Here is a 23,904-nt window from a genome sequence, read left to right on the forward strand (position 1 = left end):
GGTCGCCGCCGGGGCGGGCAAGGTTGCCCGCCCCGGACTCGGTCTTGCTCGGCCTTACTGCCCGTCAGGCCGCCGCGCGGGCGAAGCGGAGGGTGGTGGTGACGGTGGTCAGGCCGCGCATCATGCCCAGCTGGTTCCAGGTGATGCCGAACTCGGCGCGGTCGACGGTCAGTTCGGCGGCCAGGGTGACCGCGTCGGCCGTCGAGTCGGTGACGCGGGCGGTGAAGGACACGGGGCGGCTGATGCCGCGTACGGTCAGCTGGCCGGAGACTTCGGCGGTGTCGTCCGTACGTGGGGCGCAGCTGCGTACGGCGAAGGTGATGGTGGGGTGCCGGTCCACGTCGAAGAAGTCGGCGGAGCGCAGGTGCTTGTCGCGCTTGGTGTGCTTGGTGTCCAGGGAGGCGGCGTCGATGGTCACCGTGCCACTGGCGGAACCGTCGGGACGGACCTCGCCGTCGCCCGTGACGCCCGCGAAGGTGCCGTTGACGGTGACCATGCCCCACATCGTCTTCTGCCGGACGGCGACGGTGGAGCGGGCGGGGTCGAGCTGCCAGAGGCCGGTTTCGACTGCTACGGACATGACGTTTCTCCTGACGGGAGCGGGTGTGGCTGGAGCGATGACAAGGACTGTCCAAGGACTGTCGAGGGTTATCCAAATTTGGACAGCCACACGCTAGCGCGTAATCCAAAAATGGACAACCGGTCCGATAGAGTGGAGCATCATGGCCGACTCCACCGCTCCCACGGACCTGTCCGACCTGCCCGAGCGCGATCCCTCGGGCGACCAGTCGGGCGAGCAGCCCTCGGGCTGTCCCACCGGCGACAGCGTGCTGCTGCCGGCGGAGCTACGCGCCTGGATGCACCTGCTGGCCGCGGCCGGAGCGGTCGAGCAGCAGCTGCGCGTCCGCGTCAAGGAGGCCCTCGGGATCTCGCACGACGAGTTCCTGATCATGTGCCTGCTGGCCGACCAACCCGGAGGCGGCCTGCGCATGACCCGCATCGCCGAACTCCTCGGCCGCCCCAAAACCCGGCTGACCTACCAGGTCGCCTGCCTCCAGCACGCCGGACTGGTCACCAAAGGCTCGGTCTGCGGCGACCGGCGCGGCATCGAAGTGACCCTCACCGAGAAGGCACGCCGGCTCCTGAACGACACCTCGCCCCCACTCGCGCACGCCATCACCGACGCCGTAACCCGCGCCATCGGCCCCGAGCAACGCGCCGCCCTGTGCGGCCTGCTGCCGGGCATCGCGGACGACGACCAGCAGCCGCACGAGTCGCCGGACAGGAGGGCCCCGTGACCGGGCACCCCGCACCACGCCCGCTCACCGGCGTCACCGTCGTGAGCGTCGAGCAGGCCGTGGCCGCGCCCTTCGCCACGCGCCAGCTGGCCGATCTCGGGGCGCGGGTCATCAAGGTGGAGCGGCCGGGGGAGGGGGATTTCGCTCGGCGGTACGACACCACGGTCGACGGAGAATCCAGCTACTTCGTGTGGCTCAACCGCTCCAAGGAATCCCTGACCCTCGACCTGAAGTCGCGGCAGGGCCGGGAGATCCTGGAGCAACTGCTCGGCGGCGCCGACGTGTTCGTACAGAATCTGGCCCCGGGCGCGGCCGCCAGGCTGGGATTTGGCGCCGAAGACCTGGCCGAACGGCACCCATCCCTCATCCCCTGCTCCATCTCCGGTTACGGGAGCAGCGGGCCGTGGGCGCACCGAAAGGCGTACGACCTGCTCGTACAGTGCCAGACCGGGCTTGTCTCACTCACCGGGAACGAGCACGGAGCGGCCCGCGCGGGGGTGTCCGTCGCCGATATCGCCGCCGGGATGTACGCGTACTCGGGCATCCTGACCGCCCTCTACACCCGCGCGACCACCGGCGTCGCCCGCGCCGTGGAGGTCTCCCTCTTCGAAGCCCTGGCCGAGTGGATGAGCCAGCCCGCCTACTACACCCGCCACGGCGGAACCCAGCCGCCCCGCATCGGCACCCAGCACGCCACCATCGCCCCGTACGGCGCCTTCACCGCGGCCGACGGCAAGGACGTACTGTTCTCGATCCAGAACGAACGCGAGTGGGTCGCGCTGTGCGAGCGCTTCCTGGAGCGCCCGGAACTCGTCGACGACCCCCGCTTCGCCACCGGCTCGGACCGGGTGGCACACCGCGACGAGATCAACGCCATCGTCGCCGAACGCTTCGGCCGCTCGGACAGCCGCGAGGTGGAGAAGCTGCTGGACGAGGCGGGCATCGCGAACGCCGGGGTCAACGACGTCGAGGAGTTCCTCGCCCATCCCGTACTCGCCGCGCGCGGGCGGTGGCAGGACGTGCGCCTTCCCGGCGGGGGTGCGGTGCCGGCGCTCTTGCCGCCGGTGGACCTGGCGGGGGCCCCGGCCCGTATGGACCCGGTCCCCGCGGTCGGGGAGCACACGGAACGGATCCTGGCGGAGCTTGGGCACAGCGCGGAGGCCATCGTCGGCCTCCGCGCCGCCGAGGTCATCTGACACGGACGCTGCCTCGGACCTCAGTCGCAGTGGACATCCCGCCCCGGCCGCTCCCCCGTGGCCAGGAAGTGGGACACCGTCCGGTCGCCGCACTCGTTGCCGTTGGCGAGGTAGGCGCCGTGGCCGGTGGAGTTCACGGTCACCATGGTGGCGCGCTTGCCGAGGGTGCTACGGAGCTTCAGGGCGCTGCTCAGTGGAGTGGCGACGTCGCGCTCGTTCTGGACGAGCAGGATGTTGGAGGGGCCACGGTCGGTGATGCGTACCGGGGGCTCCTTCGGCTCGTACGGCCAGGCGGCGCAGGTCAGCGCGTTCCTCGGCATCCCTGCGGTCAGCGGGTATTTGACGCGGCTCTTGTCGACTCCCTTCTGGTATACGGCAGTTGAGCTGGGCCAAGCGGCGTCGTTGCAGACGGTCGCGGCCGAGGCCGCGGTGACGTTCTGCTGGACCGATTCGGGCGGCGCCTGGGGCGCGGGCGGGACCGTGCCCTTCTGGGCGGCCAGGATCAGCTGGGCCAGGCCCGGGTAGTTGTCGGGGTCGGCGAGGGTGTCCAGCATCGTCTGGCGCAGGACGTTGCCGTTCAGCTCCTCCGGGTTGGCGCCGGGCCAGGGGATGGGCTCGCGGTCGAGGCGGGCGGCGAGGCGCAGGAACAGGGGACGTACCTCGGCCGCCGTACGGGCCAGCCGATTCGGATTGCCGGGCGCCGACGCCCACTTGGCGAACTCCGGGAAGTTGTCCTCCACACCGGTCTCGTACGCGGCGAGCCAGGCGCGCTGCAGCCGGACGGGGTCGGGATTCTGGTTGCTGTCCAGCACGATGCGGTCGGTGCGGTGCGGGAAGAGTTGGCTGTAGACGGCGCCGACGTACGTCCCGTACGAGACGCCCCACGCGGAGAGCTTCCGCTCGCCGAGCGCGGCGCGGATGCGGTCGATGTCGCGGGCTTCGGTAGCGGTGCTGATGTGGCGCATCAGCTCGCCGCCGTTGCTTGCGCAGGCGTCGGAGAGGCGCTGGGCGTTGGCCATGTTCTCCGTGACGGAGCCGTTCGGGGCGGGCCAGGGGCGCAGCTTGGAGAGGGCGAGGTCCTCGTGTTCCAGGCCGCAGCTGACCGGGGTGGAACGGCCGACCCCTCGGGGGTCGAAGCCGATCAGGTCGTACGTGTCCCGCACGTTCTGCGGCAGCTTCTGCCCCTTGCCGGAGGGGGCGCCGAGGGCGCTGCCGCCGGGGCCGCCGGGGATGAGCAGCAGCGCGCCGCGGCGGGCCTCCGGCTTTTCGCTGGGGATGCGGGAGATTGCGATGCCGATCTTCTTGCCGCCGGGGTGGGCGTGGTCCAGCGGGACCTTGACGGTTGCGCACTCCTGGCGGGGGTCGAGGCCTTGGCCCTCGCACTTCGTCCAGTCCAGGGAGTCTTCAACTCCCTTGGGTGGGGCGGGGTTTGCGGCCGACGCCGCGGTCAGCGGGGCGGTGATTCCGAGGACGACGGCGGAGGCGGCCATCAGGGCGGCGTTTCTCTTGGTCTTCGTCATGACCATGAGCCTGGCGGCTCGCCTGCGGGCGGCCCATCCGGCCAACTGGCCTATGTCCAGGGGGGTTTACCCGAGCGTGGGCGGGGTTTCTTTCCCCAGCCCCGCCCCTTCCCGGCTGTATCAATTTGCGGCTCCGCCGCGCGGGGGGCTGCGCCCCCCGGCCCCTCTGCCTCCGGCAGGTGATCGGGCGCCTACTGCGGGGTGGGTGGTTTCGTGGGGTGCCTACCGGGGTGGGGGTGACATGTCGTGTCGCGGCTGCGGGTGTGTCGTGGCTTGTCGCGCAGTTCCCCGCGCCCCTGAGGGGCGCTCCCGGAGCCGCCAGTCACCATGCTCACGAGCCACGACGCACCCGCCCCCGAAAACGAACCCAACCGCTCAATCGCCGGAGGCAGCTGCTGGGCGGACCATCACGCAGTCGAACTCCACAACCCGCCCCGTAGCCGGTTCCCGGGTCACCGGGTACATGCCCGTGATCTCGAAGCCGGCCTCCTCGTACAGGGCGACTGCGTCGTGCATGCGGGGGCTGCCCTCGTAGAGCTGGAGGAGGGCTACTTCTGACTGCATGCCCACGAAGTCGTCGACTCGTTTGCCGGCGCCTGCGAAGACCTCCAGGTCGTAGCCCTGGGTGTCCATCTTGAGGTAGGGGCGGGGGTCGGTGAGGCCGTCCAGGGCCTCGTCCATCACCGCGTCGAGGCGGCGGATCTCGATCTGCTCCATGGTCGCCTTGGCGAACCGCTTGTAGCGGCCCTTGCCGTACTCGGTGGGCGGGAGCAGGGAGTTCATGGAGTTCCAGTTGGCGTGGATCTCCATGGTGGCTTCTTCACGGCCGAGGCCGAAGTTGTAGACGTGCCAGTCGGGGTCGTTCTCCGCCTTCTTCTGGAGCTTGGCGAAGTGCTCGGCGGTCGGCTCGAAGGAGACGATGCGGCCGGTGTAACCGTGGCGGCGCAGGCGCCTGCCGTACTGGCCGGCGTTGGCGCCCACGTCGAAGACGCAGTTCACCTGGTACTTGTCCAGCACCGCGTTCACATGGTGGGCGCACAGGTAATCGGCGGCGGCCAGCTGAAGGACGCGCTCGTCGCCATTCGTCGCCTCCGGGTCGAACAGCAGGTGCGCCCCGGTCTGCCCGAGCGCGGCGCTCTTCCACTTCGCCGGCTTCGGCTTGGCCTTGGACCCCTCGGCGCGACCGCGGGCCACCAGCCACGCGTCGCCGCCCACGGGCGTCACCGTGTAACCGCTACTTCGGCGGGCCAGCAGATCAGTGCCCGCCTCGAGAGAGATCGGGGCACGCCCACGTCGCCGGGAGACCAACGCCTCTCCCGGACCAAGATCGAGCACCTGCACCCCGAGCTTGGGAAGCAGCTTGAGTAGTCGCCTGTAAAGGGTCTGCATCCAGACACCCTTACATGCGAGCACCCGTTCGTTGAAGCGATCGCAGAACTTCCTGCTCAAGTAACGTCCCGTTCACGCGAGTACCGGACGGCGAACCTCGCAGGCTCTCCGCAGGGCGCTAACACAGGGTGCTCGCGCCCTGGCGCCCGCATGCCCACTCCGCAGTCCCTCAGCCCCCACAACCTCAAGCCCCCGGCCCCCGCCCCGCCGGCTCCGGCGCCCCCTCCGCCTCAGGCGGCGTCGCGGCCCGCTGACGACGGACGACCGCCGTCAGGCGCGTACCCACCGGCTCCGTGAAGCGAGCCGTCAGCGGCCCGATCACCACCAGGATCAGCACATACGCCGTGGCCAGCGGCCCGAGGGACGGTTCGATGCCCGCCGTGACCGCGAGCCCGGCGATCACGATCGAGAACTCGCCGCGCGCCACCAGCGTGCCGCCCGCCCGCCAGCGCCCCTTCGTCGAGATCCCGGCCCGCCCGGCGGCCCAGTACCCCGTGGCGATCTTCGTGACGGCGGTGACCACGGCCAGCGCGAGCGCGGGCAGCAGTACCGGCGGAATGCTGGCCGGGTCGGTGTGCAGGCCGAAGAAGACGAAGAACACGGCGGCGAACAGGTCACGGAGCGGGGAGAGCAGATTGTGCGCGCCCTCCGCCACCTCCCCGGACAGCGCGATGCCGACCAGGAACGCGCCCACCGCCGCCGACACCTGGAGCTGCTGGGCGAGCCCGGCGACCAGCAGGGTCAGGCCGAGTACGACCAGGAGCAGCTTCTCGGGGTCGTCGCTGGAGACGAAACGGGAGATGAGGCGCCCGTACCGCACCGCGACAACGAGGACGAGCGCCGCCGCGCCGAGCGCGATGGCCAGCGTGAGGCTGCCCGAGGCGAGGCCCGCGCCGGCCACCAGGGCGGTGACGATCGGCAGATAGACGGCCATCGCCAGGTCTTCGAGCACCAGGATGCTGAGGATCACGGGAGTCTCGCGATTGCCGAGCCGCCCCAGGTCGCCGAGGACCTTCGCGATGACTCCGGAGGACGAGATCCAGGTGACTCCGGCGAGGACCACGGCGGCCACCGGACCCCAGCCGAGCAGCAGCGCCATGGCCGCGCCGGGCAGGGCGTTCAGGGCGGCGTCGACGAGGCCCGCCGCGTACTGGGTCTTGAGGTTCGTGACCAGATCGCTCGCCGTGTACTCGAGCCCCAGCATGAGCAGCAGCAGTACGACCCCGATCTCGGCGCCGATCGCCACGAACTCCTCGCTGGTGCCCAGCGGCAGCAACCCGCCCTCCCCGAAGGCGAGTCCGGCGAGCAGATACAGCGGGATGGGCGAGAACGAGAACCGGCCGGCGATCCGGCCCAGCAGCCCCAGGCCGAGGATGATGGCGCCGAACTCGATCAGAAAGACGGCGGAACCGTGCACGTCCGGATCACTCCCGTCCGAGTATCGTCGCCGCCGTTTCCACGCCCTCGCGGGTGCCGATCACGATGAGGGTGTCCCCGCCGGCCAGCCGGAAGTCCGGCGCGGGCGAGGGGATCGCCTCCGCGCGGCGCAGCACGGCGACGACCGAGGCGCCGGTCTCGGTACGCAGCCGGGTCTCGCCGAGCAGGCGTCCGTTCCAGTACGAGGTGCCGGCCAACTCGAGGCGTTCGGCCACCAGGCCCAGCTCGGTGGTGACCAGGAGATTCGGGCTGTGGTGGGTGGGCAGCAGGGCGTCGACGAGGGCCGCGGCCTCCTTCGGCGTCAGATGCACGGACAGCGAGCAGGCGTCCGGGTCGTCCGTGCGGTACGCGCTGAACGTCCGGTCGCCGTCGCGGTGCGCGACCACCGAGAGCCGGCGCCGCTCACGTGTCGTCAGGTCGTAGCGCACCCCGATCCCCGGCAACGGCGTACTGCTCAGGCGTGGTGTGCCCATGGCTGATCCCCTGTCCGATCCGTACGTACGTGTCTACGGGGCTGCCGCAGCCCCACATACGCACCGTACGCAACCCGTATGAAGGCCGGCGCTCCTGGGCGGAACGCCAGCCTCCACGGTCAGTCAGTCACCTCGAACTTCGGTCAGCCGGTCACTTCGATCTTCCCGTTGGCCGCCTCCGCGGGTACGGCCGTCTTGCCCGCCGTGATCCCCTTCAGCAGCTCGGCGAGGTCAACTCCCGTGGTGGAGCTGAGGAGTTCCATGCCCTGTGCGACGTTGTCAGCGACCGTACGGGACAGTTGGCTGGCGCCGTCCGTAGAGATCACCGTCATCTTGTCGACTGCGCTGAGCGGCTCGGACGCCTTGGCGACGACCTGCGGCAGCACCTCGACAAGCATCTGGAGCACGGCCGCGTCGCCGTACTGCGCGAACGCGTCCGCCTTCTTCCGCATGGCCTCCGCCTGAGCGGCACCCGTCGCCCCGATCGCGGCGGCCTCGGCCTCGCCCTCCAGCCGGACCGCCTCCGCGATCGCCGCACGCCGGGACCGCTCGGCCTCACCCTGCCGGAGACCCTCGACGGCCTCCGCCTCGGCCAGCGCGGAGCGGCGCTGCTTCTCGCCCTCACCCGACAGCCGCGCCCGCTCGGCCTCCGCCTGCGCGGCCGCGATGGCGGCCAGCCGCTCGGCCTCGGCCTGCTTCACACGGGCCACCCGCTTGGCCTCCGCCTCCTGCTCGGCCTCGTACCGCCGGGCGTCGGCGGGCTTACGTACCTCGGTGTCGAGCTGACGGTCCTTCAGTGCCGCCTGGCGCTCGGCCACCTTCTCCTGCTGGATCAGGACGTCCTGCTGACGTGCGGCTTCCGCGAGCGGACCGGCGGCGTTGGCCTGCGCGGCCGCCGCGTCCGTCTCGGCCTTGATCTCGGCCTGCTTGAGCGCGAACGTCCGCTGGGCGATCGCGATCTCCTCTTCCGCCTTCAGCCGCGCCTGCTCGGCGGCCCGGCGGGCCACCGCCTCCGCGATGTCGGCCTCCTGCTTGGCGCGGGCGGCCTCGGGCCGGCCCAGGTCCTCCAGGTAGGAGCCCTCGGTGGTGATGTCCTGGATCTGGAAGGCGTCGAGCACCAGGCCCTGCCCGGACAGGCTCGCCTCGGCCTCCTCCGCGACCTGACCTGCGAACGCGGCCCGGTCCCGGATGATGTCCTCCACCGACATCCGGCCCACGATGGACCTGAGCGCGCCGGACAGCACCTCCTGCGTGAACCCGACGATCCCGCCCTGCTGCATCAGGAACCGCTGGGCCGCGGCCCGAATCGAGTCCTCGGAACCGCCGACCTTGACGATGGCCACGCCTTCGAGGTTGGCCTTGACGCCGCGCAGCGTGACCGCGCCACGCACCGAGATCGGGATGTGCCGCGAGGACAGGTCGAGGGTGAACTTCTGCTGCACGAACGGCACGACGAACACACCGCCGCCGACCACGACCTTCTGACCGCTGTTGTCGGTGAAGATACGGCCGGTCTCCGGATCGGTGGACTTCTTGCCACGCCGCCCGGTGACGATGAACGCCTGACTCGGCCCGGCCACCTTGTACCGGGTGACGACGACGAGCGCGAGCAGCACGAGGAGTACGACGACTCCGACGACGGCGATGAGGACTGGACTCATGGTGACTTCCCCCTTGCCGTCTCAGGGGACGGCAGATCGGTACGTACGAATGATGTGCGGGGTGTGGTGTGTTGTTCAGGCGGTGCTGTACGGGCCTGATGTGCGGGTCAGCGCTCGACTGGGCGGACCGTCACCGACGTCGTCGACAAGGTCCCCTCGACCCAGATCTCGGCGCCCCGCGGGATCGGAACGGCGCTCTTGGCCGCGTACTTCACCGGCTGGCCCGCGAGATACAGCAGCACCTCGCCATAGCCGTCCGCCGGGATCGCGGTGACCACGGAGCCCGAGGAGCCCACCAGGTCCTCGCTTCGCGGGGTGACGGCGGGATCGTCCCGCATAAGGGCCCGGCTGAATCTCCAGGTCAGCCAGCCGGCTCCGGCTCCCGCGCCGACACCCACGGCGGTGGCGGGCCCGGCGCCGAGCCCGGTCGTCCCCAGGACGATCGCCCCGCCGAAGCCGAGCATCGACACGAACCCGGCGATCACCGGCAGCGACAGCAGCCCGTCGAACAGCCCGTCCAGCACCCCGACCCCGTCGAAAAGCCCTTCCAGCACCCCGTCGAAGACGAGCGCCAGGACGAGCAGAACGATCCCCGCGATGCCGAGACCGAGAAAGAAGGTCATGCGCTACGTCCCCCGTGTCCCCCGCGTACGCCGACCACCTCGGCGTACGAGAATCATCTCAAGCATGTGCCCCATCGCACACTGCCGTACCCCGGCAATCTTTACGCCGCCTTGATGCCGGTTCCGGGCCATGCGCCGGGGCGCGGCCGCGGGCCACGATGGCCGGGCAGGAAAGGGGAGCACGGGGGAGCTACGGGGGACGGATACGGGCCCCGGTGCCGGAGCGTCGAGGGGGAAGACACCGGCACCGGGGCCCAGTCATGTGCACTGTCCGGTGCGCCGTCCCGTGCCTGTCCCGGCAGTGAACCACTCCCTGACGGTTCGCCCCAGCCGCGTATGCGTTAGAAAGGCGTCAAGAGCTGGTGACGACGTATGGGCTGATGACGTATCAAGGGGCGCTGATGGCGGGGCGGGACGTACCCGAGGAGTATCTGGACGGTTTCGCCGTCATCCTCGCGGACGCCTCGGCGACCGGCCGCCGGCTGACCCGCGACGAACTCGACTCCCGCCGGGCTCTGGGCGAACGCGCCGCCGAGGCCGGATACGGGCTCCGCGCCCTCGTCGGCGCGCACCTGGCCGCCGCCCGCGTGCACGGGACGGCCGCGGGCCTCACCTCCGCGGACAGCGTGCTCGCCGCCGTCGAGCAGACCGTCGACGCCTTCGCCGAGGGGTACGAGCGGGCCCAGCGGCAGGCCGTACGCCAAGAGGAGGCGGCGCGCCGGGAGTTCATCGACGACCTGCTGTACGGACGCAGCGACCTGGGCCGGCTCGCCGAGCGCGCCGAACGCTTCGGGCTGCGCCTGTCCCACGCGCACGCCGTCGCCGTGGCGCAAGGCAAGGCCGGGTACGACGAGGGCGACGCCGTCTCCCGCGAGGTGGAACGCGCGCTGATCGGCCGGTTCGGCGACCGCAGCATCCTGGTCACCACCAAGGACGGGCGGCTCGTCTGCATCGCGCCCGGCGACCAGGACGAGGTCGTCGCCTTCTTCGCCAAGCAGGCGTACGCGGCGACCGATGGCGGCCAGGTCGCCATCGGCCGCCCGCAGCCCGGCCCCGGCGGGGTCGTCCAGTCGTACGAGGAGGCACTGAACGCCCTCGACCTCGCCGAACGCCTCGAGCTCGACGCCCCCGTACTCCGCGCCGCCGACCTCCTCGTCTACCCCGTCCTCACCCGCGACCGCCAGGCCATGGCGGACCTGGTACGCAGCGCCCTCGGCCCACTCCGGCAGGCCCGCGGCGGAGCCCGGCCCCTCCTCGACACCCTCACCGAGTACTTCGCCGCAGGTTGCGTAGCCGCGGAGGCGGCCCGCCGACTGTCACTGAGCGTGCGGGCCCTCACGTACCGGCTGGACCGGATCCACCGGCTGACCGGCGCGAATCCGGCGGACCCGGTGCACCGGTACACGCTGCAGACGGCGGTGATCGGGGCGCGGCTGCTGGACTGGCCGGAGAAGGACTTCTGAGCTGAGCGCTCCGCTGGAAGCACAGTGAACCCGCGGGCCGGTGGGGGCGGGTCGCTCCCCGCTCTCGGCCCCGCCCGAGCAAGGCCCTCATCGCGGCGGAGCCGCATATGTCATGGCCCCGCGCCCCTTGTGGGGCGCGATACCGCACCGGACTTCACCAAGGCTGCTCAGAGGTCTGAGCTGGAGCACGGAGCACAGCTCGGGGGGAGTCGCCGCCCCTCATCCCCATACGGCAGGATTCGGCCATGACCGAGCGAGCCACGACCGAGCGCGACCGCCCCATCCGCGTTCTGATCGCAGACGATCAGGACATGGTGCGTACCGGGTTCCGTTTCTTCCTGGACGCGCAGCCGGACATCACCGTGGTCGCCGAGGCGGCGGACGGGGAGCAGGCCGTCGCCCTGGCGCGTGAGGCGCGGCCGGACGTGTGCCTGCTCGACATCCGTATGCCGAAGATGGACGGGCTGGAGGCGACGCGGTTGCTGGCGGGCCCGGAGGTTCCGGACCCGATGCGGGTCGTCGTGGTGACGACCTTCGACCTCGACGAGTACGTCTACGGCGCCCTGCGCGGCGGAGCCTGCGGCTTCCTCCTGAAGGACTCCGGCCCCACGCTCCTCGCGGAGGCGGTCCGCGCCGCCGCGGCCGGCGACTCCCTGGTCTCCCCCTCCATCACGGTCCGCCTCCTCAAACACGTAACGGCCCCCACGGCGCCCCCCACACCGTCCGCACCACCTCCGGCCAAGCCCCAAGAACCGCTCACTGACCGCGAGTTGGACGTGGTACGCCTGGTCGCGCTGGGGCGCACGAACGCCGAGATCGCCGCGGACCTGTACGTATCCCTGTCCACGGTCAAGACGCACCTGGCCAGCGTCCAAATCAAACTGGCGGCGAGGAATCGCGTGGAGATCGCGGCGTGGGCGTGGCAGACGGGGGTGGCGTCCGCCGGTTGAGCGGTTGGGTTCGTGGGGGGTTGGGTTCGTGTTTCGACTGCGGGTGTGTCGTGGCTGTTCGCGCAGTTCCCCGCGCCCCTGATGGGGCGCTCCTCGAACCGCCAGCCACACAGCTCACCAGTCGCCATGCTCGCCAGCCACCGTGTGCCCGCACCCCCGACTACCCGCAGCTTCCCGCCGGGGGGAGGGGACGTGGGCCGGTGCGTCCTATGCCCGTCGCTTAGCTTCGGTCTGGGCACACCAGCACCCTGTGCAAGCACGGGGCCGTATGCCCCGTTGGCGACGGGCTGACGCACCGGCCCGCGGCCCCGCACCCACCAACCAGCCAAGGGGCGCGGGGCTGTGTCAATTTGCGGCTCCGCCGCGTGGGCGCGAGCAATCACCCACACACCCGCACCCGCCCAACCGCCGGAGGCACCCCGCGGGGAACTGCGCAACCAGCCACAACGAACCGTCAGCCGACAACCAACCCAACCGCCCAACCGCGTCGGCGTGACTCTGGTGAATTCGCCCTAAATTTCGGTAAGTTGACCGCACTTCACCGTCCGCGCCACGACCGTGTACGTCGGCCCCGACATCCCCCTCACCGAGGCCCCGGACGCCTGCGCCACCAACCACCAGCACCTGTCGGTCCCGGACGAGCAGGAGCAGCAGAGCCGCACCCAGGAGCGGCTGGCCACGGTCCGGGCGGCGGGCCTGGATCTCGCGGCACTGCTGAAGCCGCCGCTGTACAACTCCGCGTACGAGTCGGGCTTGGGCACCCTGTACACCGCCCACTACCGCCCCACCGAGGGCCAGGTCACCTACCACTGGCCCACCGAAAGCTGGCACCAGTCCTTCGCGGACTTCACCCCGGGCACACGCATGGTGACCATGGGACGGTCGGAGTAAGGGCGACTGACCGCCTCAGTCGTCACCGTCGGGTTCGGGCGACAGCCTCACCGCGTCCTTAAGCAGGGAACTTCACGCCGGTGAGGTTCTCGGAGACTGTCCACAGGCGTTGCTGGACTGTGCGGTCGTAGGACTCCGGGCTGGACTCGACGAGCTTCGGGTGGCCTCGGGAGCCGCCCATTCCGTCGGGGCCGTAGTACTGGGCGCCGTGGACTGCGGGGTCGGTGGCGGCGCGCAGGGTCGGTAGTGCGCCCATTTCCGGCTTCTGGCTTATGAAGGGCGCGATCACGGGGCTGATCACTCGCATCGCGGCCGGGAGGTTGCGCATGAGATCGGTGTTGGCCAGACCCGGGTGTGCGGCCACCGAGATCGTGGTGCCGCGCGAGGCGAGGCGGTGTTGCAGCTCGTAGGTGAACAACAGGTTCGCCAGCTTCGACTGCCCGTAGGCCGCTACGCGACTGTAGGACCGCTCCGACTGCAGGTCGTCGAAGTGGATGCCGGCCCGGATGCGGTGGGCGACGCTGCTGACCGTCACCACCCGCGAGCCCGGCACGGGGAGCAGCAGGTCCAGCACCAGCCCGGTGAACGCGAAGTGGCCGAGATGGTTGGTACCGAACTGCAGCTCGAAGCCGTCGCGCGTGGTCTGCTTCGGCGGGTACATCACACCGGCGTTGTTGATCAGCAGGTCGATCCCCGTGTGCGTTCCGTGCAGGTCGGCCGCGGCGGCGCGGATCGACTCCAGTGACGTCAGGTCCAGCTGCTGCACGGTGACGTCGCCGGACATGCGGGCGGCCGCCTGCCTGCCCTTCTCGACGTCCCGCACGGCCAGCACCACCGTCGCTCCGTGTTCCGCCAGGGCACGGGCGGTCTCGAAGCCAAGGCCGGTGTTGGCGCCGGTCACCACCGCCACCCGCCCCTTCTGGTCGGGGATGTCGCGCTCGGTCCACTTCATGACAGTCTCCTTATAGACCGTTGGTCTGTTATGGCTTCGACAGTAAGAGACCGGTGGTCTACTGTCAAGAGACCGCTGGTTTGTAAACTGGGCGCATGACTTTCCAGCGGGCACGCAGTAAGGAGCAGCGCGAGATCCGGCGCCAGACGATCCTGGACACGGCGGCGGCGATGCTCGACGAAATGCCGGTGGCCGACCTGAGCCTCAACGAGCTGAGCCGACGGGTCGGGCTGGCGAAGTCGAACGTGCTGCGTTACTTCGAGTCTCGTGAGGCAGTGCTGTTCGAACTGCTGGAGCGGGCTATGGCGAGATGCCTGGCGGAGCTGCCGGACGAACTGGCCAAGGGCGTCGACCCACACCTGTCGGCGCGCGAACGCGGTGACCAGATGGCCGCGGTGCTCAGCGCGTCCCTCGCCCGCCACACGGTGCTGCTCGATCTCATCAACGCGCAGCCCAATGTGCTGGAGCACAACGTGTCCGTCGACGTGGTGGTGCGCCACAAGCGGTCGGCCATCGCCGGCCTCACGAACACGGCCGACCTCCTCCGCCAGTACGTGCCGGAACTCGGCGACGACGCCCTGACGGTGGCCATGATGGCGATGATCCTGGCCGGCGCCCTCTCGGCCTACTGCCGGCCCTCCGCCAGCGCTGCCGCCGCCTACGAAGCCGACCCCGCCGTGAGCGTGCTCCGCCTGGACCTGCGCACCACCCTGGAACAGGCCACCGCCACGCTGATCGCGGGCACACTGGCACGCGCCTGACACCAAGGCACCGAGGCACCGAGGAGCCCGCACAGCGGTACCGGTTAATCTGCCCGGAGCGTACGGAGGTACGGACGTACGACCGGTTGAGGCGGGAAGCAAGGGGCGTGGCGGAGCGAGGGAGTCTGGCCGACGGTGCGCGGTTGGCCGCGCGGGGGGTCGTGTATCTCGTCGTGGGCGGGGTCGCCCTCGTTGCGATCGTCACCGTCGGGTCCGTGCTCGGGCCGATGTTCGCGCTCGATCTTGCTACGCCCGCCATGGCGGCCTGGTGGACCGTATTCACGTCCATCGCCGTGCAGGCGATGCCCTTTCTGCTGCTGGGGACGGCGGTGTCCGCGGGGATCGGGGCGTTCGTACCGGAGCGGGTCTTCAGCCGCGTACTACCGAAGAAACCGGCGCTCGCCGTGCCCGTCGCCGGGGCGGCCGGAGTAGTGCTTCCCGGGTGCGAGTGCGCCTCCGTGCCGGTGGCCGACAGTCTGATGCGGCGCGGGGTCGCGCCGGCCGCCGCGCTGGCCTTTCTGCTGTCCGCGCCCGCCATCAACCCGGTCGTGCTCGTCGCCACCTCCATCGCCTTTCCGGGGAACCCGGCCATGGTCGGCGCCCGGCTCGTCGCCTCGCTCGGCACCGCCGTGGTGATGGGGTGGCTGTGGGTTCGGTTCGGGAAGGAGGAGTGGCTGCCCCAGCGGCGTACGACAGGAAAGGGGGCCTCGCCTACCGGGTGGCGCGGGTTCCGGGACGGGTTCCAGCACGACTTTCTGCACGCGGGCGGTTTCCTCGTACTGGGCGCGGCCGCCGCGGCGACCTTCAACATCCTCGTCCCGCGTTCCGTGCTCGACGTCTTCACCGACTCCCCGTGGCTGTCGGTGCTGCTGCTCGCCGTACTCGCCGTCATTCTGTGCGTCTGCTCCGAGGCCGACGCCTTCGTCGCGGCCTCGCTGACCGGGTTCTCGCCCACCGCGCGGCTCACCTTCATGGTGGTCGGGCCGATGGTCGATCTGAAACTGTTCGCCCTCCAGGCCGGTACCTTCGGGCGGGCCTTCGCCATCCGGTTCTCGTCCGTGACCTGGGTCGTGGCCGTGGCGAGCAGTGTGGGTGTGGGGTGGTGGCTGCTGTGAGGTTCCGTACGCAGGGGGTGTTGCTGCTTCTGTGCGGGGCGGCGTTGCTGAGGGTGTCCCTCTTCAGCGAGCTGTATCTGCGGTATGTGAAGGAGGGGCTGCGGCCGTATCTGATCATCTCGGGCGTGCTGCTGCTTGTGCTCGGCGTGCTGGGCCTCGTCAGGCGCGCGAACGGCGACGGCGACAGCCACGATCACGGCGAGGGCCACAGTCGTGATCAGGACGGCGGCGACCACGGGCACGATGACCATCCAGGTCACAGCCACGGCCACGGTCACGACCACACCCGCAGCCCCCGTATCGCCTGGCTCCTCGCCGCCCCCGCCCTCGCGCTCCTCATCTACCCGCCCCCCGCCCTCGGCTCGTACAGCGCCGAGCGCGAGGCGGCGAAGGTCGCGGCGCAGAGCGTCGGCACCTTCCCGAAGCTCCCGGCCGGGGACCCGATCGAGCTGACGCTGAGCGCGTTCGCGTCGCGTGCGCAGTTCGACAGCGGCGCCTCCATGAAGGGGCGCACCCTCCGGCTGACCGGCTTCGTGACGAAGGACGACGACGGCAAGTGGTACGTCGCCCGCCTCTTCGTCAACTGCTGCGCCGCCGACGCCGCGCCCCTGAAGGTCCAGGTCCGCGGCGCCAAGGCCCCCGCCCGCGACACCTGGGTCACCGTCACCGGCACCTGGCACCGCACCGGCAAACCCGGCTCGGACGAGGCCCGCCCGGTCCTGAACGCCACCTCGGTGACCCGCGTCGATCAGCCGTCGAACCCGTACGAGAAGCGCTGAACCCTGGCCGCCCCCTGCCTGACTCCTTACTGACTCTCGGTCAACTACGGTGTTGTGCTTCGATGTACGCGACCCAGGGACCCGTAAACCCGACCCAGGGACCCGCGAACAACCCGTCCCCGCCCCGTACACACGGCAGAGACGACCGGGTTGCACGGCGTCCCGCAGACTCCGGCGGGGGGCATGACCGAGGAAGAGTTCGACGCGTTCTACGCCGCCGCGTTCCCGCGGCTGACCGGCCAGCTCTATGCCTTCACCGGGGATCACGGCGAGGCGCAGGACGTCGTCCAGGAGGCGTTCGTACGTGCCTGGGACCGGCGGCGGGAGTTCCTGGCCGAAGGGGCTCCCGAGGCGTGGATCCGCACCGTCGCGATGCGGCTCGCGGTGAGCCGCTGGCGGCGGGCGAAGCGTTGGCTGGAACTGGTGCGCCGCACCGCGCCGCCGGAGCATATGCCGGGGCCGGGGCCCGAGCGCACCGCGCTGGTCCAGGCCTTGCGGGAACTGCCCGAGGTGCAGCGCCAAGCCGTCGTACTTCACCATCTGTGCGACCTCAGTGTCGAACAGGTAGCCTCCGAAACCGGTGCGCCCGTGGGCACCGTCAAGGCCCGGCTGTCCCGTGGCCGCGCGGCGCTGGCGCGGTGGCTGAGCGAGGCCGATGAACTGGCTGAGAGGGAGGACGACCGTGTCCGATGACCCCCGGCCCGCCGAGTCCCACCGCGCACTGGCCGGCGCCCTCCGCAAGTGGGCCGACGATCACGAGAGTCCGCCGCCCGTCCCGGGCGCCGAGATCCGCCGTCGTGCCGTACGCCGCCGACGTCGCCGGCACGCCTCCCTGGCCGCGGTCGGTGCCAGCGCGGTGGCGGCCGCGTCGGTGGTCCTGAGCATGGCGTTCACCGGCGGGAAGGAGGGCCCCCACCACTCCAGACCGCCCGCGGCCACGCTCAAGGCACCGGGGCCGCCGTCCGCCGCCGGCTCGGTGCCCGCCGCGACCGTGAACCTCTCCCGGCGTGAACTGGTCGTCGGGGGGCGCGTCCTGCCCATCTCCGCGGGGTCGGCCAAGACGCCGACGCCGACCGGCCGCATGACGGTCACCGGCAAGTACAAGGTCGCCGCGCTGCCCACCGACATGTTCGGACTCGAGCGGCGGTACGAGATGAAGGCGCCGTGGGTGATCCAGCTCCGTACACCCCAGAACCGTACGAACTACATCGTCGCCTTCACCGTGGACGAGAAGGCCCCCGGCAACTACGACAGCACGACGGGATGGATCGGACTGCGCCGCGGCGACGCGGAGTGGTTGTACCGGCGGCTCGATCGGGGTGCGGTGGTGGCGGTGGTGGGAGCGGCGCCCACGCCGACGCCGGTGCCCGCGACACCTGCGCCGGTGCGGACGACGATGCCGAGCGGTCCGGCGTCGTGACGTCCGCCGTGCCGGTACGTACGCCTGTGACGAGTACGTACGTCTCTGTCCGTACGTGCCTCTGTGTCCGTACGTACGTCAGTGCCCGTGCCCGTGGGGCATGAGCCGGTCGACCATGCGGCGGGCCGCTCCCGGGCGTGCGGCCGGGACGGGAGGCAATTCGGCCGGGCGTTCCCAGTCGCAGGGCGGGGAGGGGCGGCTCCGGGCGTCCCCGCCGGCTTCCTCGCTGTGTTCCTTCAGGGCGACGCTCACGAGGCCCAGCAGGAGTTCGACGTCCGCGTCGCAGTCGAGGAGGACGGTGATCCAGGAGGCGCCGGGGCGTGCGCGGATGGCGCTGTTGTGGCGGAGCTGGGGGAGCAGGCGTTCGACCGCCGTGCGCGTGAGGTGGAGGTCGGCGGAATCGGCGGTGTGGAAATGGACGATCTCGTGTCCCGCCGAAGCGAAGGCCTGCCCAACGGTGCACTTGGGCGGGCCACTTACCAGGTTCGGCCAGCTCTCCAGGAGAGTCATGGCGCGATGGGCCGCGGTCATAACCACATACTTACGCACTCGTCACTTGGAAGACCACCCCCCGCTTCCGCCGGTTCGGCCGATCACCCGGTGGGCGGAGCGAGAGAGCCTAGGCGGAGAGCTTCTTCGACTTCCGCACCGCCGCCGCGAGCCGTTCGACCACCGGGGCCCAGCCCGCGTAGCTGAAGCGCTCCTCCATCGACCACGGTGTGGTCTGACCGGCCTTGATGGCGGCCAGCTCGCGCCAAGTCGGCTTCCTGTTGAGCTCCTTGGCCGGGAGGGCGTGTGAGCGGTTGTCGACCATGATCAGGTCGGCGTGGTACTTGTCGGCGTTCTCCCAGCTCAGGAACTCCCAGAAGCCCCACTCGTCGGACTTCTTCCCCTCGACGAACTCGACGCCGAGGCTCTTGAAGTAGTTGAGGTCGCAGTACGAGTCGGGGACTGCGACGTACATCTGCTGGTCGTCCCCCGTCATCGCCATGACCTTGAGCCCGCCGTTCGCCTCGGCGGCCGCCTTCAAGGTCTCCACCGCCTTGTCGAAGCGGGCCTTCGCGTCGGTGGCCTTCTTCGCCTTCAGATCCGCGCCGAGCGCCTCGGCGAGTTCGGCGGTACGCCTCAGGGGGTCGAGGAGCGAGGTGCGGGCGACGTTGATGCCCACGGTGGGTGCGAGGGCCTCGATCTTGTCCTTGCTCTCCTCGGGTACGTACCAGAGGTCGGGCGCCGGGAACATGTTGCTGATCAGCAGGTCCGGCTTCAGCGTCGCGTACTTCTCGATGTTGAACTCGCCGAACGCCGTGCCGAGGCTGGTCAGCTTCGATACGTCCATCTCGCCGGCCTGCGGATTGGGCTTGCTGCCGACCGGTTTGCTGGGCCCGAAGATGCCCTCGCACTCGATGTCGTAGTCGTAGAGCGCGGCGGCGGTGCTCACGAACGCGACGAGCCGCTCCGGCGCCTTGTCGAGCTCGACGGTCTTCCCCCGGTCGTCCTTGAACGTCCAGGCCCCGCCGCTTCCGCTGTTCCCGGCTGACGAGGGCTCGTCGTCGCCCCCGCCGCAGGCGGCGACCAGCGGACCGAGGGCGAGTACGCCGCCGGCCGCGAGAAGCCGCCGACGGGAAATGCTGTGCGGAGTCAGGGGGTTGCGGGAAGGGACGACACTGCGCATTAGGCGAGGCTAACCTAAGGTCTCCGCTGCCCGACAGGCCCCAGGACGAGCAAACGGAACCCAGCCGGGATCCCAGCCGCGCCCCTTTGGATCGGAATCGGAGTCGTGTCAGAGCGGCGGATGCGCCGGTGCCGGCCCCAGCGTCGTCGTCCCCGGTGCGGTCTGATGGCCCAGCCCCGTCCGGTACGCGTCCAGCGCCGCCTCCACCCGGCCCGTACGCCGGAACAGGTCGCCCAGCATCCGGCACAGGTCCGCCAGATCCCCCGCTGCGCCCGCCCGCTCCAACAGGCTCAGCGCCCGCACATAGTGCTCCTCGGCCGACTCCGTGTCCCCCGCGTCCTCGGCGATGATCCCCAGCAGCCGATGAGCCGCCGCCGCATGAACGGCACCCCGTTCCGAGTTGAGATCCCCGAGCACATCGCGCAGCAGTTCCGCCGCCTCGGTCGATTTGCCCCGCCGGTGCAGGACGTCGGCCAGTTCCACCACCACCTGGCTGGTGTAGAGGGTCGCGCGCTTCGCGGCGAGGATCGCCCGTGCCTCGCGCAACTCGCTCTCGGCGCGGTCGAGTTGGCCGTTCTGGGCGTATACGTAGCCGCGCATCCAGTGGCAGTTGGCGAGTTCCGTACGGGTCTGGAGCTGGCGGTACAGTTCCGCCGCCTTCGCCAGCGATGCGTCCGCCTCCGCGATCCTGCCTTCGGCGAGCAGCGTACGGGCGACCGAGCGGTGCATACGGGCCACCAGCGCCGGATCCTCCACCTGCGGAGCCAGCGCCAGGGCGAACTCCGCGGCCTGGGCGGCGCGCGCGTGGGCGCCCATGTCCATGTACGGCCCGATCACACTCGCGTAGAGGAGGACCAAGGCGCCCGGGTCGTGCAGGCCGGTGCGGTTGAGTTCGTCGAGGGCGGACTCCAACAGATAGCAGGCGTACCGGAGTTCGCCCGCGAGGTAGTGGGCGACCGCACGTCCGCGCAGGGCGGGCACCCGGATCGGTAACGGTGCGTCCGCGAGCCGTTTCTCCGCCTCCTCGAACCGGAGTCGGCCCGCGACCAGATCGCCGGACTCCAGGGCGCACTCGCCGAGCCCCAGCAGCGCGGCGGCGCACTCGGCGTCGAGCCCGTGCGCCTCTGCCTCCATCAGCAGCGCCGCGTACTGTTCGGCCGCGGCCTCCGCCTCCCCGGTGGCGAGGGTGCGCTGTGCGTCGGTGAGCCGCAGCCGCAGGGTCGTGGCGAGGTGGGCGGGACGGCCGGTGGCCAGTTCCTCGTACGCGACGCCGAGCCGGGCGGCGATATGCCGCAACGCCTCCTCCGAGGGCCGTACGCGCCCCGCCTCCAGCGTGGAGATGTAGGCCGGCGTGTACTTTCCCTCCGCCAACTGCTTCTGGGTCAGCCCACGTTCGGTACGCAGCTGCTGGACTCGGCGCCCGATGATTCCCGGGTCGTCACGCTCGGCCATGGCCCAAGCATGCCAGTAAGTCGACTTACCTCTACTGGTAACCCAACTTCCGTTCGTAACAAGCCAGTTAGTGCTCATGGAAAGCGGGCAGGAGAACTCCGATACCTCTTGCCCCACGGCCCGTTCCGCTCTACGTTAAGCGGCGCGTTAAACCTACGATTGCCCCCACTTAACGCACTGACGATGCGAGGTTGTCGCCGTGTTTCGACGCATGTCCACACGCTATGTATCGGCGCTTCACGTCACGGTCCGCCACGTCTCGACCCGCCACCTCTCGGCCCGCGATCTTTCCGTCCGCTACCTCCCGGCCCTGTGCGCCGCGATCGTCGCCTGCGCGGCGCTGATCAGCGCGGGGGCGGCGGGGGCGCATCACTGACGGTTCGCGAGCCGATCGACTTCGGGCCGATCGGCTCGGTCCGGTTCGAACCGTTCGGACCGATGAGTTTCCGCTCGGCATACGGTCTGAGGGAAAGGGCGCGGATTGCGTCCCCTGCCGAATACCGGATTCCGTATGCCGAAGCGGGAGTGATGCGTGATGAGACTGGTACTGCAGGAGTTCCTGTCGCTGGATGGTGTCTCCCAGGGGCCGGGCGCCCCGGACGAGGACACGAGTGACGGATTCACGCGGGGCGGCTGGTTCGTACCGCATCTGGACGAGGCGTTCGAGCGGTTGGCCGGCGCATGGATCGAGCAGGCGGACGCGTTCCTGTTCGGCCGCCGTACGTATCTGAACTTCGCGCGGGACTGGCCGAAGATGACCGAGCACCCGGCCGCCGCCATCCTGAACGGCCGGCCGAAGTACGTGGCCTCCCATACCCTCACCCGAGCCGACTGGAACCCCACCACGATCCTCTCCGGCGACGTCCCCGCCCAGGTCGCCGAACTGAAACGCCAGCCCGGCCGCGACCTCCAGATCCACGGCAGCGCCCGCCTCGGCCAGTCACTCCTGGCCGCCGGCCTGATCGACGAACTCCGCCTCGCGATCGCCCCGGTCGTCGTCGGCACCGGCCGCCGCCTGTTCCCCGACGGCGGCACCCCGGCAGGCTTCCGCCTCGTGACCAACGAGACGACACCGGGCGGCCTGACGATCCTCGTCCTGGAATCGACGGGACTTCCGGAGTACGGAACGTACGGGGCCTAAACGCTCCGCTGGAAGTGCAGTGACAAACCTGCGGGCCGGTGGGGGCTGGTCGCGCCCCGCGGCGGAGCCGCAAATTGACACAGCCCCGCGCCCCTGAAGGGCGCGGCTTGCCGTCGCCGCCGTCGTCCACAGCTGTGGACGACGGCGGCGACGGGCACGCGTCCGTCACCTCCACCCGCACCCCCTCGGGCGTCCGCAGCATCAGCAGCGAGCAGCGCCGCCCGGTTCGTGACCGCGCCCCGTAAGGGGCGCGGGGCTGTGTCAATGGCGGCTCCGCCGCGTGGGCGCGACCAGCCACAACGAACCCGCAGCCGAGGTACGACCTCTTAATGCGGGCCTGGGGCGCAGCCCCAGAAAACCTGCCCCGCCCCGGAGGGACCCGTACGCTGCCATTCGTGACCTCTGCCGCCGCCCGTACCGCGCTGGACCTCACCGGGGATCTTCCGCTCCCCGCCCTTGAGGACTTCTACCGTGACCTGCACCGCCATCCGGAACTGTCGCTCGCCGAGCACCGCACGGCGGGGCGGCTCGCGGAGCGGTTGCGGGCGGCCGGGTACGAGACGGTCGAGGGCGTCGGCGGTACGGGTGTGGTGGGGCTGTTGCGCAACGGCGACGGCCCGACCGTACTGCTGCGCGGCGACATGGACGCGCTGCCGGTAGCGGAGGAGACCGGGCTGCCGTACGCCTCCGAAGCGCCCGGCGTCATGCACGCCTGCGGGCACGATCTGCACGTCACCTGGCTGGCGGGCGCCGCGTCCGCGCTCGCGGACGGGCGGGACACCTGGTCGGGCACGCTGCTCGTGGTGGGCCAGCCCGCCGAGGAGACCGGCGAGGGGGCGGCGGCGATGGTCGGGGACGGGCTGTACGAACGTTTCCCGCGCCCCGACGTCCTGCTCGCGCAGCACGCGACGCCCGGGCCTGCCGGGCTGTACGCGCACTCGCCCGGCCTGATCATGTCGGCCGCGACGGACGTCGACATCGTGGTGCACGGGGTGGGCGGCCACGGGTCGCGGCCGGAGGCGACGGTCGATCCGGTGGTGACGGCCGCGTACATCGTGACGCGTCTCCAGACCGTTGTATCAAGGGAGTTGGCGGCCCGAGAGTCCGCCGTCCTGACGGTCGGCAAGATCGAGGCGGGCACCCGGCACAACATCATCCCGTCCGAGGCGCACATCGCCCTCAACCTCCGTACGCAGTCCGCGGCCGTACGCGACCAGATGCTCGCCGCGATCCGCCGCATCGCGGTGGGCGAGTGCGCGGCAGCGGGCTGCCCGACCGAACCCACGATCACGATCGGCAGCAGCTTCCCGGTCACCGTGAACGACCTGGAAACCGACCGCCGCATCGCCGCCGTCCACGGCGAGGTCTTCGGCCCGGACACGATCCTCGACTTCGGCCCCGTCATGGGCAGCGAGGACTTCCCCGTCCTGGCCGACGGCAACCTCCCCTACGCGTACTGGTTCGTGACCAGCACCCCCACCGACGTATGGAACGAGGCATCCAAGGCCGGCGACCTACTGCAACAACTAGCAGAGGTCCCCAGCAACCACAGCCCCCACTTCGCCCCCGACCTGACGACCGTGGGTCCCGGCGTACGGACATTGGTCTCGGGAGCACTGGAGATGCTGGCGGAGCGGTGAATCGACCAGCTTTCCCTGGGATCGCTTCCGTCGTTGCCACAGACCCGGTGATGAGTTTTCGCGCCCGCGCC

24 protein-coding genes are annotated in these 23,904 nt (G+C 70.5%); 13 read left to right on the forward strand and 11 right to left on the reverse strand.

All coding sequences use genetic code 11. The features are described 5' to 3' along the window. Nucleotides 1-64: 64 nt before the first annotated feature. A complete protein-coding gene (locus ACQEVY_RS22515; protein ID WP_432951224.1) occupies nt 65-580 on the reverse strand; it encodes a YceI family protein in 516 nt (171 codons plus the stop codon). 142 nt (nt 581-722) lie between these two features. Here ACQEVY_RS22515 and ACQEVY_RS22520 point away from each other — a divergent pair, with 142 nt between their 5' ends. Together ACQEVY_RS22520 and ACQEVY_RS22525 are read left to right on the forward strand one after the other, a co-directional pair. Beyond that, nucleotides 723-1,298 (forward strand): MarR family winged helix-turn-helix transcriptional regulator, encoded by a 576-nt coding sequence (locus ACQEVY_RS22520; RefSeq protein ID WP_432951225.1) that lies wholly within the window; start codon nt 723-725, stop codon nt 1,296-1,298. Further along, nucleotides 1,295-2,494, forward strand: coding sequence for a CaiB/BaiF CoA transferase family protein (locus ACQEVY_RS22525; RefSeq protein WP_432951226.1), 1,200 nt, complete (start codon nt 1,295-1,297; stop codon nt 2,492-2,494). Before ACQEVY_RS22520 ends, ACQEVY_RS22525 begins: the two co-directional genes overlap by 4 nt. Nucleotides 2,495-2,514: 20 nt before the next feature. Here the strand turns inward: ACQEVY_RS22525 and ACQEVY_RS22530 are convergent, their stop codons facing one another. The 6 genes from ACQEVY_RS22530 to ACQEVY_RS22555 form a co-directional block, all read right to left on the reverse strand. Beyond that, nucleotides 2,515-4,014: an alpha/beta hydrolase gene (locus tag ACQEVY_RS22530; protein WP_432951227.1), complete on the reverse strand. Its 1,500-nt coding sequence runs from the start codon at nt 4,012-4,014 to the stop codon at nt 2,515-2,517. Between the two features lie 375 nt (nt 4,015-4,389). Continuing rightward, on the reverse strand, nt 4,390-5,403 hold the full coding sequence (locus ACQEVY_RS22535) for an FkbM family methyltransferase (RefSeq protein ID WP_432951228.1): 1,014 nt from the start codon (nt 5,401-5,403) through the stop codon (nt 4,390-4,392). Between the two features lie 184 nt (nt 5,404-5,587). Then, nucleotides 5,588-6,820, reverse strand: coding sequence for a cation:proton antiporter (locus ACQEVY_RS22540; RefSeq protein WP_432951229.1), 1,233 nt, complete (start codon nt 6,818-6,820; stop codon nt 5,588-5,590). Between the two features lie 7 nt (nt 6,821-6,827). Further along, nucleotides 6,828-7,313: a cation:proton antiporter regulatory subunit gene (locus ACQEVY_RS22545; protein ID WP_432951230.1), complete on the reverse strand. Its 486-nt coding sequence runs from the start codon at nt 7,311-7,313 to the stop codon at nt 6,828-6,830. Nucleotides 7,314-7,456: 143 nt separating this feature from the next. After that, nucleotides 7,457-8,974, reverse strand: coding sequence for a flotillin family protein (locus tag ACQEVY_RS22550; protein ID WP_432951231.1), 1,518 nt, complete (start codon nt 8,972-8,974; stop codon nt 7,457-7,459). A gap of 107 nt (nt 8,975-9,081) precedes the next feature. Beyond that, entirely contained in the window at nt 9,082-9,597 is a 516-nt protein-coding gene (locus ACQEVY_RS22555; protein WP_432951232.1) for a hypothetical protein, read from the reverse strand. Nucleotides 9,598-9,998: 401 nt separating this feature from the next. Here ACQEVY_RS22555 and ACQEVY_RS22560 point away from each other — a divergent pair, with 401 nt between their 5' ends. The 3 genes from ACQEVY_RS22560 to ACQEVY_RS22570 all read left to right on the forward strand — a co-directional run bounded on the left by ACQEVY_RS22560 (nt 9,999) and on the right by ACQEVY_RS22570 (nt 12,901). Next, nucleotides 9,999-11,060, forward strand: coding sequence for a PucR family transcriptional regulator (locus ACQEVY_RS22560; protein ID WP_432955350.1), 1,062 nt, complete (start codon nt 9,999-10,001; stop codon nt 11,058-11,060). Nucleotides 11,061-11,305: 245 nt separating this feature from the next. Further along, complete coding sequence (locus ACQEVY_RS22565) at nt 11,306-12,010, forward strand: response regulator (RefSeq protein WP_432951233.1); 705 nt, start codon at nt 11,306-11,308, stop codon at nt 12,008-12,010. A 558-nt stretch (nt 12,011-12,568) separates the two neighbouring features. After that, nucleotides 12,569-12,901, forward strand: a complete 333-nt coding sequence (locus ACQEVY_RS22570; protein WP_432951234.1) for a hypothetical protein — start codon at nt 12,569-12,571, stop codon at nt 12,899-12,901. Between the two features lie 58 nt (nt 12,902-12,959). On the opposite strand, the gene ACQEVY_RS22575 is transcribed toward ACQEVY_RS22570, so the two are convergent. Next, the gene (locus tag ACQEVY_RS22575; protein ID WP_432951235.1) at nt 12,960-13,853 is read right to left on the reverse strand and encodes an SDR family NAD(P)-dependent oxidoreductase; all 894 of its coding nucleotides are present in this window, start codon (nt 13,851-13,853) and stop codon (nt 12,960-12,962) included. Between the two features lie 95 nt (nt 13,854-13,948). Here ACQEVY_RS22575 and ACQEVY_RS22580 point away from each other — a divergent pair, with 95 nt between their 5' ends. The 5 genes from ACQEVY_RS22580 (at nt 13,949) to ACQEVY_RS22600 (ending at nt 17,928) form a co-directional block, all read left to right on the forward strand. Further along, the gene (locus ACQEVY_RS22580; RefSeq protein ID WP_432951236.1) at nt 13,949-14,614 is read left to right on the forward strand and encodes a TetR family transcriptional regulator; all 666 of its coding nucleotides are present in this window, start codon (nt 13,949-13,951) and stop codon (nt 14,612-14,614) included. Nucleotides 14,615-14,721: 107 nt separating this feature from the next. Beyond that, nucleotides 14,722-15,729 (forward strand): permease, encoded by a 1,008-nt coding sequence (locus ACQEVY_RS22585; RefSeq protein WP_432951237.1) that lies wholly within the window; start codon nt 14,722-14,724, stop codon nt 15,727-15,729. Then, complete coding sequence (locus tag ACQEVY_RS22590) at nt 15,726-16,508, forward strand: TIGR03943 family putative permease subunit (protein WP_432955351.1); 783 nt, start codon at nt 15,726-15,728, stop codon at nt 16,506-16,508. The genes ACQEVY_RS22585 and ACQEVY_RS22590 overlap by 4 nt, the downstream gene beginning before the upstream one ends. A 183-nt stretch (nt 16,509-16,691) precedes the next feature. Continuing rightward, complete coding sequence (locus ACQEVY_RS22595) at nt 16,692-17,201, forward strand: SigE family RNA polymerase sigma factor (protein WP_432951238.1); 510 nt, start codon at nt 16,692-16,694, stop codon at nt 17,199-17,201. Further along, the gene (locus ACQEVY_RS22600) at nt 17,191-17,928 is read left to right on the forward strand and encodes a L,D-transpeptidase (RefSeq protein WP_432951239.1); all 738 of its coding nucleotides are present in this window, start codon (nt 17,191-17,193) and stop codon (nt 17,926-17,928) included. The genes ACQEVY_RS22595 and ACQEVY_RS22600 overlap by 11 nt, the downstream gene beginning before the upstream one ends. Nucleotides 17,929-18,006: 78 nt before the next feature. Here ACQEVY_RS22600 and ACQEVY_RS22605 read toward each other — a convergent pair whose 3' ends face one another. The 3 genes from ACQEVY_RS22605 to ACQEVY_RS22615 form a co-directional block, all read right to left on the reverse strand. After that, nucleotides 18,007-18,459, reverse strand: coding sequence for a luciferase family protein (locus ACQEVY_RS22605; protein WP_432951240.1), 453 nt, complete (start codon nt 18,457-18,459; stop codon nt 18,007-18,009). 88 nt (nt 18,460-18,547) lie between these two features. After that, on the reverse strand, nt 18,548-19,600 hold the full coding sequence (locus ACQEVY_RS22610) for an ABC transporter substrate-binding protein (RefSeq protein ID WP_432951241.1): 1,053 nt from the start codon (nt 19,598-19,600) through the stop codon (nt 18,548-18,550). Between the two features lie 108 nt (nt 19,601-19,708). Next, a complete protein-coding gene (locus ACQEVY_RS22615; RefSeq protein WP_328770215.1) occupies nt 19,709-21,052 on the reverse strand; it encodes a helix-turn-helix domain-containing protein in 1,344 nt (447 codons plus the stop codon). A 211-nt stretch (nt 21,053-21,263) separates the two neighbouring features. On the opposite strand from ACQEVY_RS22615, the gene ACQEVY_RS22620 reads away from it, so the two are divergent. The 3 genes from ACQEVY_RS22620 (at nt 21,264) to ACQEVY_RS22630 (ending at nt 23,833) form a co-directional block, all read left to right on the forward strand. Continuing rightward, the gene (locus ACQEVY_RS22620) at nt 21,264-21,428 is read left to right on the forward strand and encodes a hypothetical protein (protein WP_328770216.1); all 165 of its coding nucleotides are present in this window, start codon (nt 21,264-21,266) and stop codon (nt 21,426-21,428) included. A gap of 159 nt (nt 21,429-21,587) precedes the next feature. Further along, nucleotides 21,588-22,193, forward strand: a complete 606-nt coding sequence (locus ACQEVY_RS22625) for a dihydrofolate reductase family protein (RefSeq protein WP_432951242.1) — start codon at nt 21,588-21,590, stop codon at nt 22,191-22,193. 395 nt (nt 22,194-22,588) lie between these two features. Continuing rightward, entirely contained in the window at nt 22,589-23,833 is a 1,245-nt protein-coding gene (locus ACQEVY_RS22630; protein WP_432951244.1) for an amidohydrolase, read from the forward strand. Nucleotides 23,834-23,904: the final 71 nt, after the last annotated feature.

Origin of the sequence: Streptomyces sp. CA-288835 (genome assembly GCF_050936385.1) — a bacterium.
Classification (GTDB): Bacteria; Actinomycetota; Actinomycetes; order Streptomycetales; family Streptomycetaceae; genus Streptomyces.

Excerpts from the sequence above, each read along its gene's own strand:
- ACQEVY_RS22610 (WP_432951241.1), bottom strand. The coding sequence starts at position 19,600 with ATGCGCAGTGTCGTCCCTTCCCGCAACCCCCTGACTCCGCACAGCATT.
- ACQEVY_RS22560 (WP_432955350.1), top strand. The coding sequence starts at position 9,999 with ATGGCGGGGCGGGACGTACCCGAGGAGTATCTGGACGGTTTCGCCGTC.
- ACQEVY_RS22550 (WP_432951231.1), bottom strand. The coding sequence starts at position 8,974 with ATGAGTCCAGTCCTCATCGCCGTCGTCGGAGTCGTCGTACTCCTCGTG.
- ACQEVY_RS22515 (WP_432951224.1), bottom strand. The coding sequence starts at position 580 with ATGTCCGTAGCAGTCGAAACCGGCCTCTGGCAGCTCGACCCCGCCCGC.
- ACQEVY_RS22625 (WP_432951242.1), top strand. The coding sequence starts at position 21,588 with ATGAGACTGGTACTGCAGGAGTTCCTGTCGCTGGATGGTGTCTCCCAG.
- ACQEVY_RS22605 (WP_432951240.1), bottom strand. The coding sequence starts at position 18,459 with ATGACCGCGGCCCATCGCGCCATGACTCTCCTGGAGAGCTGGCCGAAC.
- ACQEVY_RS22545 (WP_432951230.1), bottom strand. The coding sequence starts at position 7,313 with ATGGGCACACCACGCCTGAGCAGTACGCCGTTGCCGGGGATCGGGGTG.
- ACQEVY_RS22530 (WP_432951227.1), bottom strand. The coding sequence starts at position 4,014 with ATGACGAAGACCAAGAGAAACGCCGCCCTGATGGCCGCCTCCGCCGTC.
- ACQEVY_RS22615 (WP_328770215.1), bottom strand. The coding sequence starts at position 21,052 with ATGGCCGAGCGTGACGACCCGGGAATCATCGGGCGCCGAGTCCAGCAG.
- ACQEVY_RS22565 (WP_432951233.1), top strand. The coding sequence starts at position 11,306 with ATGACCGAGCGAGCCACGACCGAGCGCGACCGCCCCATCCGCGTTCTG.
- ACQEVY_RS22620 (WP_328770216.1), top strand. The coding sequence starts at position 21,264 with ATGTCCACACGCTATGTATCGGCGCTTCACGTCACGGTCCGCCACGTC.
- ACQEVY_RS22535 (WP_432951228.1), bottom strand. The coding sequence starts at position 5,403 with ATGCAGACCCTTTACAGGCGACTACTCAAGCTGCTTCCCAAGCTCGGG.
- ACQEVY_RS22595 (WP_432951238.1), top strand. The coding sequence starts at position 16,692 with ATGACCGAGGAAGAGTTCGACGCGTTCTACGCCGCCGCGTTCCCGCGG.
- ACQEVY_RS22555 (WP_432951232.1), bottom strand. The coding sequence starts at position 9,597 with ATGACCTTCTTTCTCGGTCTCGGCATCGCGGGGATCGTTCTGCTCGTC.
- ACQEVY_RS22575 (WP_432951235.1), bottom strand. The coding sequence starts at position 13,853 with ATGAAGTGGACCGAGCGCGACATCCCCGACCAGAAGGGGCGGGTGGCG.
- ACQEVY_RS22520 (WP_432951225.1), top strand. The coding sequence starts at position 723 with ATGGCCGACTCCACCGCTCCCACGGACCTGTCCGACCTGCCCGAGCGC.
- ACQEVY_RS22580 (WP_432951236.1), top strand. The coding sequence starts at position 13,949 with ATGACTTTCCAGCGGGCACGCAGTAAGGAGCAGCGCGAGATCCGGCGC.